Here is a 15,090-nt window from a genome sequence, read left to right as displayed (position 1 = left end):
CTACCAGGGCCTCAGGCCGGCTTGATGTTGTGGTTGAACCGGAAGACGTTGTCCGGGTCGAACCGCCGTTTCACCGAAGCCAGGCGCCGCAGATTGTCCTCGCCGAGGCCCGCCGCGACCCGGTCCTCGCCCTCGTCGCCGAGGAAGTTGAGGTACACCGCCCCGGTGCTCCACGGCCGCGCGTCGGCCCGTACGTCCTTCACCCACCGCCGACACCGCTCGTCGTCCGCCGGGTCCTCCCAGACGGCGAACGGGTGCACCGCCCAGGCGGCGTCCCGGTACGGCACGGGGAAGTCCGCGGGCCCCTGCGCGATGGCCCCGCCCAGGGGGAACAGGATGTGCTGGGTGCCGGTCGGGACCGGCATGGACGCCGCGCGGGCGCAGTAGAGGTCGACCAGCTCGTCGGGCAGCCCCGTCAGGTACTCGGCGGACCAGTAGTTCCGCATCCCCGGAGGGTCGTCGATCATGCACTGGAGGTCCGCGTACGGGATCGCGGTGACGATCTCCACCTCGTGCGGCACGGCCAGCAGCGGCGCCAGGAGCGCGCGCATGGCGTCCTCGGAACCGGCGTACGTCAGCAGCGCCGCGCAGAGCATGGTGCCGACCAGGTGCGGCGGCACGAAGGGCTCCGGCGGCGCGGTGAGGTGGATCACGCCACCGCTCGCCTCGGGCGGCGCGGCCTCGATGATCTCCCGGTACAGGCGGGTGACCTCGGGGCCCCGTTCGGGGGCGTACATGAGCATCGCGACCGACATGGCGGGCAGTTCGTGCAGCCGCAGCGTCAGCGAGGTGGCGACCCCGAAGTTGCCTCCGCCGCCGTGCAGGGCCCAGAACAGCTCCGGTTCGTCCTCGGCGGTCGCGCTGACGATCTCGCCGTCCGCGGTGACCACGTCCACCCCGAGGAGGTTGTCGACGGCCAGGCCGAACTTCCGGTCCAGCCAGCCCGAGCCGCCGCCGAGCACGAACCCGCCGACCCCGGTGGTCGAGACCCGGCCGCCGGTGGTGGCCAGGTCGTGCGGGGCGCAGGCCCGGTCCAGGTCGCTCATCAGGGCGCCGCCGGACACCCGTACGGCCTTCGCCCCCGGATGCACCGTCACCTCGTTCATCCGGCGCAGGTCCACCACCAGCGCGCCGTCCCCCAGGGCCGTGCCGGCGACGCTGTGGCCGCCGCCCCGCACCGCGATGGGCAGGTCCAACCGTCGGGCGAACCGCACGGCCGTGACCACGTCCGACTCGCTCTCGCACTGGGCGATCACGGCGGGACGTCGATCGACCATGGCGTTGAAGACGGTCCGGGCCTCGTCGTAGCCCGGATCGTCGGGCGCGAGCACGGCGCCGGAGAGGTCTTCGCGGAGCGCGGTCAACGCCGCGCCCGCCTTCGAGAGCGGGGCCATGACCGCCCCCTTCCGCGAGGGGCACACAAGACCCCTCCAGGTTAGGCCTTGTCGTCGAGGTCGCGCCGGTCGGAACCTCGACGACAAGGCCCGGGGTCAGCCCCCGTACGCCCCGCTCGCCGTCAGGCGCAGCGCGGTGTCGATCAGCGGGACGTGGCTGAAGGCCTGCGGGAAGTTGCCGACCTGGCGCTGGAGCTTGGGGTCCCACTCCTCGGCGAGCAGGCCCAGGTCGTTGCGCAGCGACAGCAGCTTCTCGAAGAGCCGGCGGGCCTCGTCGACCCGGCCGATCATCGCCAGGTCGTCCGCCATCCAGAACGAGCAGGCGAGGAAGGCGCCCTCGTCGCCCTCCAGGCCGTCCACGCCGCATTCCTCGCCGGCCGTCGGGTAGCGCAGGATGAAGCCGTCTGGGGTCGACAGCTCGCGCTGGATCGCCTCGATGGTGCCGATGACCCGCTTGTCGTCCGGTGGAAGGAAGCCCATCTGTGGGATGAGCAGCAGCGAGGCGTCCAGCTCCTTCGACCCGTACGACTGGGTGAAGGTGTTGCGGTCCTTGTCGTAGCCCTTCTCGCACACGTCCGCGTGGATCTCGTCGCGCAGTTCGCGCCAACGCTCCAGCGGGCCGTCCGCGTCACCGCTCTCGATCAGCTTGATCGTGCGGTCCACGGCCACCCACGCCATCACCTTGGAGTGCACGAAGTGGCGGCGCGGGCCGCGCACCTCCCAGATGCCCTCGTCCGGCTCGTTCCAGTGGGTCTCCAGGTAGCGGATGAGCTTGAGTTGGAGCAGCGAGGCGTAGTCGTTGCGGGCCAGGCCCGTCATGTGGCCCAGGTGGAGGGCCTCGGTGACCTCGCCGTACACGTCGAGCTGGAGCTGGTGGGCGGCGCCGTTGCCGACGCGGACCGGCTGGGAGTTCTCGTAGCCCGGCAGCCAGTCCAGTTCGGTCTCGCCGAGTTCCCGTTCGCCCGCGATCCCGTACATGATCTGCAGGTTCTCGGGGTCGCCGGCCACCGCGCGCAGCAGCCAGTCCCGCCAGGCGGAGGCCTCGTCGCGGTAGCCGGTGCGCAGGAGCGAGGACAGGGTGATGGCGGCGTCGCGCAGCCACGTGTACCGGTAGTCCCAGTTGCGGCTGCCGCCGATCTCCTCCGGCAGGGAGGTGGTCGGCGCGGCGACGATGCCGCCCGTGGGCCCGTACGTGAGGGCCTTGAGCGTGATCAGGGAGCGGACCACGGCTTCCCGGTAGGGGCCGTGGTACGTGCACTGGTCGACCCACTCGCGCCAGAAGTCGGTGGTGACCCCCAGGGCCTCCTCGGCGTCCGGCGCCTCGGGGGCGCCCCGGTGCGAGGCCTGCCAACTGATGGCGAAGGCCACCCGGTCGCCGGGCCCGACGGTGAAGTCGGAGTACGTCGTCAGGTCCTTGCCGTAGGTCTGCGCGTCGGTGTCCAGCCAGACCGAGTCCGGGCCGGAGACGGCCACCGTACGGCCGTCCACCTTGTGCACCCAGGGCACGATCCGTCCGTAGCTGAAACGCATCCGCAGCGCCGAGCGCATCGGGACGCGCCCGCTGACGCCCTCCACGACGCGGATCAGTTGCGGTGCGTGATCCTCGCGAGGAGGCATGAAGTCGATGACACGGACGGTTCCCCTCGGGGTGTCCCACTCCGTTTCGAGCACCAAGGAGTCACCGCGATAGCGCCGGCGATCGGCCCGCGGGGCCGGGGTGCCGGACGGGACCGCGGGACCGACCCGCCAGAACCCGTGTTCCTCGGTGCCGAGAATGCTCGCGAAGACGGCATGGGAATCGAACCGTGGCAGGCACAACCAGTCCACGGCTCCGTCCCTGCAGACCAACGCAGCGGTCTGCATGTCCCCGATCAGTGCGTAATCCTCGATGCGCCCGGACACGTTGCATCTCCAGTCGAACGGCCACGTCCGCCCCTGAGGGCGCTTGCATTGCGCGGTTGCGCGGTCTCCGTGTGTGTAGGGATCCCCGCGTAGAGTCCATGATTCCGGAACCGGCGTGGTTACACCGTAGGCCGGACTGCTCGGCGGCGATGTGCAGCGATATTCGAGCAGGATATGACGGCACCCTAGTGATCTCCTTAAGTCTCGGAACAATGCGGCTCGTCCGAACGGGTGACCTGCGCAAATGCCGTAGCCACGGGTGTGGCGCGGTGTGGCGCGCATCACCGGGGAGGGCCGGCCCGGGTCGTCGGAGGCGGACCGGCCCGGGCGCTGATAGGCTGGTACCCCGTGGACCGGTGGTCTGCCTGTGCGAATCAGGAGCCCCGAAACCGCAGCTTCGGCGCCCCCTGAGACCTTCCGGTTCGACGGTGGCCGGCGCCGGACGCACCTCACCTCGCGACCACGGGAGCCCCCTCTTGGCGACGCCGCCCGCTGCTTTTCGAAACAGCACAGCCATGACGACCAAGCACATCTTCGTCACCGGGGGTGTCGCTTCGTCCCTCGGCAAGGGCCTCACGGCCTCCAGCCTGGGTGCGCTGCTGAAGGCGCGCGGCCTGCGGGTCACGATGCAGAAGCTCGACCCCTACCTGAACGTCGACCCCGGCACGATGAACCCCTTCCAGCACGGTGAGGTGTTCGTCACCAACGACGGCGCCGAGACCGACCTGGACATCGGCCACTACGAGCGTTTCCTCGACGTCGACCTCGACGGCTCGGCGAACGTCACCACCGGCCAGGTCTACTCGCAGGTCATCGCCAAGGAGCGGCGCGGCGAGTACCTCGGTGACACCGTGCAGGTCATCCCGCACATCACCAACGAGATCAAGAGCCGCATCCGCCGCATGGCGACCGAGGACGTCGACGTCGTCATCACCGAGGTCGGCGGCACCGTCGGCGACATCGAGTCGCTGCCGTTCCTGGAGACCGTCCGTCAGGTCCGCCACGAGGTCGGTCGCGACAACGTCTTCGTCGTGCACATCTCGCTGCTGCCCTACATCGGCCCCTCCGGCGAGCTGAAGACCAAGCCGACCCAGCACTCGGTCGCGGCCCTGCGCAACATCGGCATCCAGCCCGACGCGATCGTGCTGCGCGCCGACCGTGAGGTCCCGACCTCCATCAAGCGCAAGATCTCGCTGATGTGCGACGTCGACGAGGCCGCGGTGGTCGCCGCGATCGACGCCAAGTCGATCTACGACATCCCGAAGGTGCTGCACACCGAGGGCCTGGACGCCTACGTCGTGCGCAAGCTCGACCTGCCCTTCCGCGACGTGGACTGGCGCGTCTGGGAAGACCTGCTGGACCGCGTCCACAACCCCGACCACGAGGTCAAGGTCGCGCTCGTCGGCAAGTACATCGACCTGCCCGACGCCTACCTGTCGGTGACCGAGGCGCTGCGCGCCGGCGGGTTCGCCAACAAGGCGCGCGTGCAGATCAAGTGGGTCACCTCCGACGACTGCAAGACCCCGGCCGGTGCGGCGGCGGTACTCGGCGACGTGGACGCGATCTGCGTTCCCGGCGGCTTCGGGGACCGAGGCGTCAACGGCAAGGTCGGCGCGATCACCTACGCCCGCGAGAACCGCATCCCGCTGCTGGGCCTGTGCCTGGGCCTGCAGTGCGTGGTCATCGAGGCCGCGCGCAACCTCGCGGGCATCGAGGACGCCAACTCCACCGAGTTCGACGCCTCGACCCCGCACCCGGTCATCTCGACCATGGAGGAGCAGCTGGCCTTCGTCGAGGGCGCGGGCGACCTGGGCGGCACCATGCGTCTGGGCATGTACCCGGCGAAGCTCGCCGAGGGCTCCATCGTCCGCGAGGTCTACGGCGACGAGGCCTACGTGGACGAGCGCCACCGTCACCGCTACGAGGTGAACAACGCCTACCGCGGCGAGCTGGAGAAGAAGGCCGGGCTGGTCTTCTCGGGCGTGTCCCCCGACAACAAGCTCGTCGAGTACGTCGAGTACCCGCGCGAGGTGCACCCCTACCTGGTCGCCACCCAGGCGCACCCGGAACTGCGTTCCCGCCCGACCCGGCCGCACCCGCTGTTCGCGGGTCTGGTCAAGGCCGCGGTGGAGCGCCAACAGTCCGCCAAGTGAGCCTGCGGGGCCCGAGGGCCTGACCGCATAACGTAGACAGCCGGGGTACGGAGATCCGTACCCCGGCTGTCGCGCGTTGTGGAGGACATTCGGCATGGGCATCGACATCGAGATCAAGGACACCTCGGAAACCTGGGAGACGGTCTCGACCCGGCGTCCTTTCGAGGGCGCCAAGACGGCGGTGAGCTCCGACGTGGTCCGGATGCCGGACGGCGCGACCGTGCGCCGGGACTACCAGGTGCACCCGGGGTCGGTGTGCGTGCTGGCGCTGGACGAGGCCGGGCAGGTGCTCGTGCTGCGGCAGTACCGGCACCCGGTGCGCCGGAAGCTGTGGGAGCTGCCCGCGGGGCTGCTCGACGTACCGGGGGAGAACCCGCTGCACGCCGCGCAGCGTGAGCTGTACGAGGAGGCGCACGTCAAGGCCGACGACTGGCGGGTGCTGGTCGACTTCTACGCCTCGCCCGGAGGCTCGGACGAGGCGATCCGCGTGTTCCTGGCGCGGGACCTGGCGGAGGCGGAGGGCGCACGCTTCGAGGTGTCGGAGGAGGAGGCGGACATGCAGTTCGCCCGGATCCCTCCGGCGGAACTGGTGCGGGGGGTGCTGGCCGGCGAGCTGGGGAACCCCGGGCTGGTGGCGGGTGTGCTGGCCCTGGCCGCGGCCCTCGCCGCGGAGGGCGGTCTGGACGCCCTGCGCCCGGCCGACGCACCGTGGTCGGCCCGGCCCTACGAGGCGTAGTCGCCCGGCGGCCGTCGCCGCGCCGCCCCGCCCTGCTCCGCCGCGGCCCGGTCCGGGGCGGGCGGAGGGCCGTTGGGGGGTCTGGTGTGACCATCGGCTGATCCGATCGGGCGATGTGCCCGCCGCGCTCCACACGGGTCGTCGCTCTGCGTGAACTACGCTCGGCAACCCTAAGGCAGGGAGAGGAGCGGATCCCGTGACGGATTTCGTCGGGCGGCGGCGTGAGCTCAAGGAGCTGCGCGAGGACATCGCACGGACCGGGCTCGACACCCTCTCGGGGCGCAAGGCGAAGGCGCCCCGCGCGAGGGTCCTGCTCGTCGCGGGCCGCCCCGGTTCGGGACGGACGGCGCTGGCCGAGGCCTTCGTCCGCGAGGTGCGCGACGACTACCCCGACGGGGTCGTGAAGGTGCGGCTCACCACCCCCGGCGGGGAGACCGTCGCCACCGAACGGGCCGTCAGGACCCTGTTGGAGGGCCTCGGTCACTCCACCCCGCCCGGGGCCGGCGAGGACGACCTCAGCTCCGAACTGCGCACCGCGCTGACCGGGCGGCGGGTCATCCTGCTCGTCGACGACGCCGCCGACCCGCACCAGGTCGACGCCCTGTTGCCGGACACCCCCGAGTGCCTGGTCGTGGTGACCGCCGAGGGGCCGCTCACCGGGATCCCGGACGTCCGCCCCTGCACCCTCGGAGGCCTGGACACCCCCTCCGCCGTCCAGATGCTCGGGCGCGGCATCGGGGACACCCGGATCACCGTGGACCCGCGCGCCGCCGAGACCCTCGCCGAGGAGTGCGGTGGCCAGCCCGCCGCGCTCGCCCTGGTCGGCGGCTGGCTCGCCGCCCACCCGAAGGCCGCCGTGGCCGACGTGGCCAAGCAGCTCCACGACATGCCGCCCGGCACCAGCGGGCCGCTGGCCCGCTCCTTCCGGCTCGTCTACGAATCGCTGCCGCAGCCCGCCCAGCGGACCCTGCGGCTGCTTCCGCTCGCGCCCGCCGGGTTCATCGACGCGCACACCGCCTCCGCCCTGGCCGGCTGCTCCGTGGCCGCCGCCCAGTCCACCCTGGAGGACTTCGCCGGGCTGGGTCTCGTCCGGCACGCCTGCGACGGTCTGTTCCTGTTGCCCGGCTGCCTCGCGCCCCTGCTCCAGGCACTGTTGGAGGCCAAGGAGCGACCGGCCGAGGTGCAGCTGGCCCGGGCTCGGATGCTGGAGCGGACCGTACGACTGCTCACCTCCTGCCGGGCCATGGCCGAGGAGGACGAGGAGCTCGTGCGGGAGCGGCTGGACGGGTTGCCCCGCGCCCTCCGCTTCGCCGACCGGCGGGCCGCCGCCGGCTGGCTGGACACCCGGCTGCCCGCCCTGTCCGCGTCGGCCGCCCTGGCGGTGGCCGACGGCGACCTGGACACCCTGGCCCGCCGGTTGATCTCGGCCCTCGTACGGGCCCTCGCGGAGCACCGCGGGACCGAGGCGGCGGCCCCCGAGCTGTACGGGCTGCACCGCCTGGTCCTGGACGTCGCCGAGCGGCGCGACCTGTACCGGGAGCAGGCCGCCGCACTGCTGAACCTGGCCGACCTGGACGCCGAGACGGGCCGCACCCACGAGGCGCTGGAGCGCTACCGGGCGGCCCTGGTCGCGGGAAAGGCCGCGAACGATCCGTACGCGACGGGCCGCGCGATGGAATCCGTAGGCGGCGCGTACCAGGAGCTGGCGGACTGGTACCGGGCCTCCGACTGGTTCGGCCGGGCCCTGACCCAGGCGCTCGCCCGGGGCGAGCGCGCGGACGAGGCCAGGCTGTACGGCCGGCTCGGCAACGTGCACACGTACGCGGGCCGTTACGGGGAGGCGCTGCGCAGTTGGCGGGCCGCCGCCGCCGGCTACCGCCGGCTGGCCGATGTCCCGGGCCAGGCAAAGGCGTTGAGCGAGATGGCCCGGATCCAGGAGTACGCCGGACGGCCCGAGGAGTCCCTGCACACCTGCCGCGAGGCGATCGAGTTGGCGCGCAGGGCCGGGGACCTGCGACTTCAGTCCGCGTTGCAGGTGCGGCTGGCCGACACGCTCGACAGGCTGGGCGACCCCGCGGCTGCCAGGCTGCACCGGTCCGCAGCCGACAGATTGCTGGGAGATGACCCTGCCGCCTGCGAAATCCGTAGTGATTCCGACTGAGATTATTTGTTTGCAAGGCTAGACAGCGACTCATCCTTCATTAGACTGGCTCCACCACGTCATCTCGTGGTGCATCCCGTTGCGCGTTCTTGTGAGCGGGTATGTATGGAAGTGACCCGAAAAATCCCCTGAGCCAAGGACCGTGATCGACGATGAAGGTCGGCATCCCCCGCGAGGTCAAGAACAACGAGTTCCGGGTCGCCATCACGCCCGCCGGCGTGCATGAGCTGGTCCGCAACGGCCACCAGGTCTTCGTCGAGCAGAACGCCGGTGTCGGCTCCTCGATCACGGACGCGGAGTACGTCTCCGCCGGCGCCGAGATCCTCGGCACCGCCGACGAGGTCTGGGCGACCGCGGACCTCCTGCTGAAGGTCAAGGAGCCGATCGCGGAGGAGTACCACCGCCTCCGCAAGGACCAGACCCTCTTCACCTACCTGCACCTGGCGGCCTCCCGCGAGTGCACGGACGCCCTCCTGGAGTCCGGCACCACCGCCATCGCGTACGAGACGGTCGAGCTCGCCAACCGCGCGCTCCCGCTGCTCGCCCCGATGTCCGAGGTCGCGGGCCGACTGGCCCCGCAGGTCGGCGCCTACCACCTGATGCGCTCGGCCGGCGGCCGCGGCGTCCTGCCCGGCGGCGTCCCCGGCACCCACGCCGGCGAGTGCGTGGTCATCGGCGGCGGCGTCTCCGGCTGGAACGCGGCTCAGATCGCCATCGGCATGGGCTTCCACGTGACCCTGCTCGACAAGGACATCAACAAGCTCCGCGAGGCCGACAAGATCTTCGGTACGAAGATCAAGACGATCGTCTCCAACGCCTTCGAGCTGGAGAAGGCCGTCACCGAGGCCGACCTGGTCATCGGCGCGGTGCTGATCCCGGGTGCGAAGGCCCCGAAGCTGGTCACCAACGAGCTCGTCGCCAAGATGAAGCCCGGAAGTGTCCTTGTCGACATCGCGATCGACCAGGGCGGCTGCTTCGAGGACTCCCGTCCGACCACCCACGCCGAGCCGACCTTCCAGGTCCACAACTCGGTCTTCTACTGCGTCGCCAACATGCCGGGCGCGGTTCCGAACACCTCCACCTACGCCCTGACGAACGCGACCCTGCCGTACATCGTGCAGCTCGCGAACCTCGGCTGGGCCGAGGCGCTGCGCCGCGACGCGGCCCTCGGTCTGGGTCTCAACACCCATGACGGGCAGGTCGTTTACGGCCCCGTCGCCGAGGCCCACGGTCTCCCGACGCTCCCGCTGAGCACGCTGCTCGGCTGAACCGTCAACGACTGACGTCAATCTCACGTATCCGGCCGGACCTTGCTCGCGAGGTCCGGCCGGACGCGTTTTCGGGGCGCGCGTCGAGGGCGCTCAACTCGCCTCGAACGTAACCCTTTAACCCTTTCGCACACCTGCGAAACTTCGCGGCGACAGCTCGTACGCCCTTGACAGAGTGGTGTTCGGTTGCCGACACAACGCGTCGGGTCCGGTGGATTGTGTTGCCGCTGGGCGGTGACACGCCATAGAGTCGCCAACCGTCGGCATGGTGCCACGCTGACCTATCGATAAGTGTCCTGGTCACGTCCGAGGAGGTAAGACGACTTGTGAATGAGTCGACATTTGCTCCTGGGGGTGGTCGAGCAGGAATGCCTGCGCGGGGCCAGGGCCCTGCCGGAATCGAAGCTGTCGGCTCCGTCGCAGTCCGCACCTTCGCAAACCACCAGCACATGACGACGCCCCGAAACAGCATGGACGGCCTAGACGTGAACTCCAGGGCCGGCGACCTGAGCGGCGAAAAGCCCGTGGGTTTCGCCGACTACGAAAACGTGCCCGAAGGGCACTTCTACGACCCCGACGCGGAGTACGAGCCCGACCCCGAGTACGCGGCCACTCTCGCCCCCGACGCTGCCCGTCAGCGCCGTGAGCGGATCGGCCCGACCGGACGGCCGCTGCCGTACTTCCCGATCCCCGGGCCACTGACCGACCACGGTCCGGCGAAGATCATCGCGATGTGCAACCAGAAGGGCGGCGTGGGAAAGACCACGTCGACCATCAACCTGGGTGCCGCGCTCGCCGAGTACGGGCGCCGCGTGCTGCTCGTCGACTTCGACCCCCAGGGCGCGCTGTCCGTGGGTCTCGGCGTGAACCCGATGGAACTCGACCTGACGGTCTACAACCTGCTCATGGAGCGGGGCATGTCGGCCGACGAGGTGCTGCTGAAGACGGCGGTCCCCAACATGGACCTGCTGCCGAGCAACATCGACCTGTCCGCCGCCGAGGTGCAGCTGGTCAGCGAGGTCGCGCGCGAGTCCACCCTGCAGCGGGCCCTCAAGCCCCTGATGGCCGACTACGACTACATCGTGATCGACTGTCAGCCCTCGCTCGGTCTGCTGACCGTGAACGCCCTGACGGCGGCTCACAAGGTGATCGTCCCCCTGGAGTGCGAGTTCTTCGCGCTGCGCGGTGTGGCGCTGCTGACCGAGACCATCGAGAAGGTGCAGGAGCGGCTCAACCCGGAGCTGGAACTCGACGGCATCCTCGCCACGATGTACGACTCCCGGACGGTGCACAGCCGTGAGGTGCTGGCGCGCGTCGTCGAGGCATTCGACGACCACGTCTACCACACGGTCATCGGCCGGACGGTGCGCTTCCCGGAGACCACGGTCGCCGGTGAACCGATCACCACGTACGCCTCCAACTCCGTGGGCGCCGCCGCCTACCGCCAGCTGGCCAGGGAGGTGCTCGCCCGGTGTCCCGCCGAGTGAGTCTGCCCGGAGCCGACGAACTGTTCCGTACGACCGGGGGGATGGCACTGCAGTCGTCCTCGCCGCGGCGGGGCGTCGAGGAGTCCGCGGGCGGCTCGGCGCAGTCGGAACACTCGGCGAACCCGGCGGAGGGCACGACGGAGGGGCGCGGCCGGGAAACCGGCGAACCGGCGGTGGGCGCGCAGCGCAGGCCGCAGGAAGGTTCTGCCACCACCGCCGCCGGGGCGTCCGCGCCCCGGCGCGGCAAGGGGCAGGGCCGGGGCGCGAACCGGCGGCCGAGCGGGCGCGAGCGGCACGACGAGAAGATCACGGTCTACGTCTCCGCGGAGGAGCTCATGGACCTGGAGCACGCGCGCCTGGTGCTGCGCGGGGAGCACGGCCTCGCCGTGGACCGCGGCCGCATCGTCCGCGAGGCGGTCGCCGTGGTCCTCGCGGACCTGGAGTCCCGGGGCGACGCGAGCATCCTCGTACGAAGACTGCGCGGGCGCTGACCGGCGCCTGACGCCAGGGCGAGGGCCGGCCCGCTAACGTCGCCTCGGCGGCACCGTCGTGCCGGCCCGTCCGTACCGCCCTCGCACCACCCTGGACCTCGATTGCGCCCTCCCGCCGAACCCGACCCACCCGCCCGCCGCCGGTTGGGCCGCGGCCCGGGCGCCCCCGACGCGGGGGAACACGGGCCGGGAGGCCGGGAGCCGGCCCCCGTACCGCCGGAGACGCCGCCCCTCCCGTCCGAGACGCCGGCCCGGATCCCGTCCGAAGCGCCGGCGCGGATGCCCTCCGAGACGCCCACAGGGCTCCCGGAGGCCCCCGAAGCCCCCTCGATGACCCAGGAGGCCCCCGAGGCCGCAGAGGCGCCCACGGGGCCTCCTGGGGCCCTCCGGGGGGTGGGTGAGGTTCCCGTCGGCGCGCCCGCCGACACCGGGGACGGGCGGTTCACGCTCCGGCTGGCGAACTTCGAGGGCCCCTTCGACCTGCTGCTCCAGTTGATCTCGCGGCACAAACTCGATGTGACCGAGGTCGCGCTGTCCCGGGTCACCGACGAGTTCATGGCGCACATCCGGGCCATGGGACCCGACTGGGACCTCGACCAGACCACCGAGTTCCTCGTCGTGGCCGCCACCCTCCTCGACCTGAAGGCCGCCCGGCTGCTGCCCGCCGCCGAGGTGGAGGACGAGGCCGACCTGGCGCTGTTGGAAGCACGGGACCTGCTCTTCGCCCGGCTCCTCCAGTACCGGGCGTACAAGCGGATCGCGGAGATCTTCGAGCACCGGGCCGAGGACGAGGGCCTGCGGTACCCGCGCACCGTCGGACTGGAGCCGCACATCGCGGAACTGCTGCCCGACGTGGTGATCAGCATCGGCGCGGAGGGGTTCGCCCGGCTGGCCGTGCAGGCCATGCGGCCCAGGGCGGCGCCCCAGGTCTACGTGGACCACATCCACGCCCCGCTCGTCAGCGTCCGCGAACAGGCCGCCCTGGTCGTCGCGCTGCTCAAGGCCCGCGGGGAGGCCACCTTCGCGGAACTCACGCAGGACGCCCCGGACACCCTGACCGTCGTGGCGCGCTTCCTGGCCCTGCTGGAGCTGTACCGGGAGAAGGCCGTGGTCCTCGACCAGGAGGAGGCCCTGCGCACGCTCACCGTGCGCTGGAGCGGCGGGGACGGCGACGGGATGCCGACGGTGACGGACGAGTTCGATCAGATCGTGGAGGCCAAGGAATGACCGAGCCGGCGGAGCTCGCCCTCAAGGGCGCCCTGGAGGCCGTCCTCATGGTCGTCGACGAACCCGCGACCGAGGAACACCTCGCCAAGGTGTTGGACCGGACCCCGCGCGAGGTCGCCGTCGCCCTGCGGGAACTGGCCGACGAGTACACCGCCCAGGAACGGGGTTTCGAGCTGCGCCCGGTCGCCGGCGGGTGGCGGTTCTACAGTCGCGCGGCCTTCGCGACGGCGGTGGAGGCCTTCGTCCTGGACGGCCGGCAGGCCCGGCTCACCCAGGCGGCACTGGAGACCCTCGCGGTCGTCGCGTACCGCCAGCCGGTCAGCCGATCAAGGGTCTCGGCGGTCCGCGGAGTCAACTGCGACGGGGTCATGCGGACCCTCCTGCAGCGGGGTCTGGTGGCCGAGGCGGGGACGGAACCCGAAACAGGTGCGATCCTGTACAGGACGACGAACTACTTTCTGGAGCGGATGGGCCTGCGTGGCCTGGACGAGCTTCCGGAGCTCGCGCCCTTCCTCCCCGAGGCGGACGCGATCGAAGCCGAGACGCAAGAGGGTGTTCCGTCGTTCGATCCGGACGCACCTGATGCACCGGACTACTTTGAAGACGACAAGACGACGGAACTTTGATGCGAAGCAGTAACGGCAACGGTGGCGGCAACAGGAACAGCGGCGGCGGCGGTGGCGGCGGGCGTGGCAACGACCGCGGCGGCTCCTCCTCCGGCGGCGGTGGCTACCGCGGTGGCGGCTCCGGCGGTGGCAGCGGCTCCGGCGGCGGCTCCCGCGGCGGCTCCTCCGGCGGTGGCGGTGGCTACCGGGGCGGTGGCTCCGGCGGTTCGTCCGGCGGTGGCGGTGGCTACCGCGGTGGCGGCTCCGGCGGTTCGTCCGGCGGCTCCGGCGGTGGCGGTGGCTACCGGGGCGGCGGCTCCGGCGGCTCCTCCGGTGGCGGCGGCTACCGAGGCGGCGGCTCGGGCGGTGGCAGCGGCTCCGGCGGCGGCTACCGAGGCGGCGGCTCCGGTGCCGGCGCCTCGCGCGACCGTGACCGCGACCAGGCCCCCCAGCGTCCCCGCAACCCCCGCCCCGAGGAGCGTCGCTACGACGTGGGCCCCGAGGGTGAGCGCAACGGCCGCGGCGGCGCCAAGGCGGGCGGCGGCGGTGCCCGCGGCGCGGCCGACGGCAACCGTGGTGGTGCTCGCGGCGACTCCGCCCGAGGTGGCGCCAAGGGCGGCCCCCGTACCTCCCGGACCCCCGGCATCGGTGGAGCCGGCGGCCCGCGCAGCGGCCCCGGCAGCCGCAGCGGCCAGTCGCGCCCCCGCGAGCTGGACGCGCGGATCGAGGAGCGCGTGCGCGACCGGTACGCCGACAAGCCCGTGATCAAGACCCCGAAGACCTTCCCGGGTGCCGAGGAGGAGGGGGAGCGTCTGCAGAAGGTGCTCGCCCGCGCCGGCATGGGTTCGCGCCGTGCGTGCGAGGAGCTCATCGAGCAGGCCCGCGTCGAGGTCAACGGCGAGATCGTGCTGGAGCAGGGCAAGCGCGTTCAGCCGAAGGACGAGATCAAGGTGGACGGCCTGACCGTCGCCACCCAGTCGTACCTGTTCTTCGCGCTGAACAAGCCGGCCGGCGTCGTCTCCACCATGGAGGACCCCGACGGCCGCCAGTGCCTCGGCGACTACGTCACCAACCGTGAGACCCGTCTCTTCCACGTCGGTCGGCTCGACACCGAGACCGAGGGCATCATCCTGCTCACCAACCACGGCGAGCTGGCCCACCGTCTGACGCACCCGAAGTACGGCGTGAAGAAGACCTACGTCGCGGCCATCACCGGCCCGCTGCCCCGCGAGATCGGCAAGCGCCTCAAGGACGGCATCGAGCTGGAGGACGGCTACGCCCGCGCCGACCACTTCCGCGTCCTCGACCAGCTCGGCAAGAACTACCTGGTCGAGGTGACCCTCCACGAGGGCCGCAAGCACATCGTCCGCCGCATGATGGCGGAGGCCGGCTTCCCCGTCGAGAAGCTCGTCCGGACCTCCTTCGGCCCGATCGAACTCGGTGACCAGAAGTCCGGCTGGCTGCGCCGCCTGACCAACACCGAGGTCGGCATGCTCATGCGCGAGGTCGGTCTGTAGGACCCTCGCGCGGGGTCACCCGACCCCTCGCACGACCGCGCCCCGTCCGTCGGGGCCGAAAAGCCCGCGGTGCCCTTCGGCACCGCGGGCTTTTTGCTTGCCCGCACGCCCGATCATGTTTATAGTCAACCTGACTATTAAAGAAACGA

At 71.3% G+C, this 15,090-nt stretch carries 11 protein-coding genes; 9 read left to right on the top strand and 2 right to left on the bottom strand.

From position 1 onward, the window contains the following. Positions 1–11: 11 nt before the first annotated feature. Both OHA84_RS09815 and OHA84_RS09810 read right to left on the bottom strand, forming a co-directional pair. Positions 12–1,394 (bottom strand): FAD-binding oxidoreductase, encoded by a 1,383-nt coding sequence (locus OHA84_RS09815; protein ID WP_266951071.1) that lies wholly within the window; start codon positions 1,392–1,394, stop codon positions 12–14. 96 nt (positions 1,395–1,490) lie between these two features. Further along, entirely contained in the window at positions 1,491–3,296 is a 1,806-nt protein-coding gene (locus OHA84_RS09810; protein ID WP_053679179.1) for a glycoside hydrolase family 15 protein, read from the bottom strand. A 515-nt stretch (positions 3,297–3,811) separates the two neighbouring features. On the opposite strand from OHA84_RS09810, the gene OHA84_RS09805 reads away from it, so the two are divergent. The 9 genes from OHA84_RS09805 (at position 3,812) to OHA84_RS09765 (ending at position 14,941) form a co-directional block, all read left to right on the top strand. Further along, positions 3,812–5,449 (top strand): CTP synthase, encoded by a 1,638-nt coding sequence (locus OHA84_RS09805; RefSeq protein WP_053679180.1) that lies wholly within the window; start codon positions 3,812–3,814, stop codon positions 5,447–5,449. A gap of 106 nt (positions 5,450–5,555) precedes the next feature. Further along, the gene (locus OHA84_RS09800; RefSeq protein ID WP_053679324.1) at positions 5,556–6,185 is read left to right on the top strand and encodes an NUDIX domain-containing protein; all 630 of its coding nucleotides are present in this window, start codon (positions 5,556–5,558) and stop codon (positions 6,183–6,185) included. Positions 6,186–6,381: 196 nt separating this feature from the next. Continuing rightward, positions 6,382–8,346: a tetratricopeptide repeat protein gene (locus OHA84_RS09795; protein ID WP_266972125.1), complete on the top strand. Its 1,965-nt coding sequence runs from the start codon at positions 6,382–6,384 to the stop codon at positions 8,344–8,346. 152 nt (positions 8,347–8,498) lie between these two features. Beyond that, a complete protein-coding gene (gene ald / locus OHA84_RS09790; protein WP_053679185.1) occupies positions 8,499–9,614 on the top strand; it encodes an alanine dehydrogenase in 1,116 nt (371 codons plus the stop codon). Between the two features lie 368 nt (positions 9,615–9,982). Further along, positions 9,983–11,101, top strand: a complete 1,119-nt coding sequence (locus tag OHA84_RS09785) for a ParA family protein (RefSeq protein ID WP_078998964.1) — start codon at positions 9,983–9,985, stop codon at positions 11,099–11,101. Next, positions 11,086–11,592 carry a hypothetical protein gene (locus tag OHA84_RS09780; protein WP_078998965.1) on the top strand — a complete coding sequence of 169 codons (507 nt, stop codon included), beginning with the start codon at positions 11,086–11,088 and terminating at the stop codon, positions 11,590–11,592. Before OHA84_RS09785 ends, OHA84_RS09780 begins: the two co-directional genes overlap by 16 nt. A 102-nt stretch (positions 11,593–11,694) precedes the next feature. Continuing rightward, the gene (locus OHA84_RS09775) at positions 11,695–12,819 is read left to right on the top strand and encodes a segregation/condensation protein A (protein WP_371591340.1); all 1,125 of its coding nucleotides are present in this window, start codon (positions 11,695–11,697) and stop codon (positions 12,817–12,819) included. Then, positions 12,816–13,445 carry an SMC-Scp complex subunit ScpB gene (gene scpB, locus OHA84_RS09770; protein ID WP_266951078.1) on the top strand — a complete coding sequence of 210 codons (630 nt, stop codon included), beginning with the start codon at positions 12,816–12,818 and terminating at the stop codon, positions 13,443–13,445. The genes OHA84_RS09775 and scpB overlap by 4 nt, the downstream gene beginning before the upstream one ends. Further along, a complete protein-coding gene (locus OHA84_RS09765; protein ID WP_266972128.1) occupies positions 13,445–14,941 on the top strand; it encodes a pseudouridine synthase in 1,497 nt (498 codons plus the stop codon). Before scpB ends, OHA84_RS09765 begins: the two co-directional genes overlap by 1 nt. The last annotated feature ends 149 nt before the right edge of the window (positions 14,942–15,090 follow it).

This window comes from Streptomyces sp. NBC_00513 (assembly GCF_041431415.1).
Classification (GTDB): Bacteria; Actinomycetota; Actinomycetes; order Streptomycetales; family Streptomycetaceae; genus Streptomyces.
The sequence above is the reverse complement of the archived record's forward strand: the minus strand, read 5'-3'. Positions and strand labels throughout refer to the sequence as shown.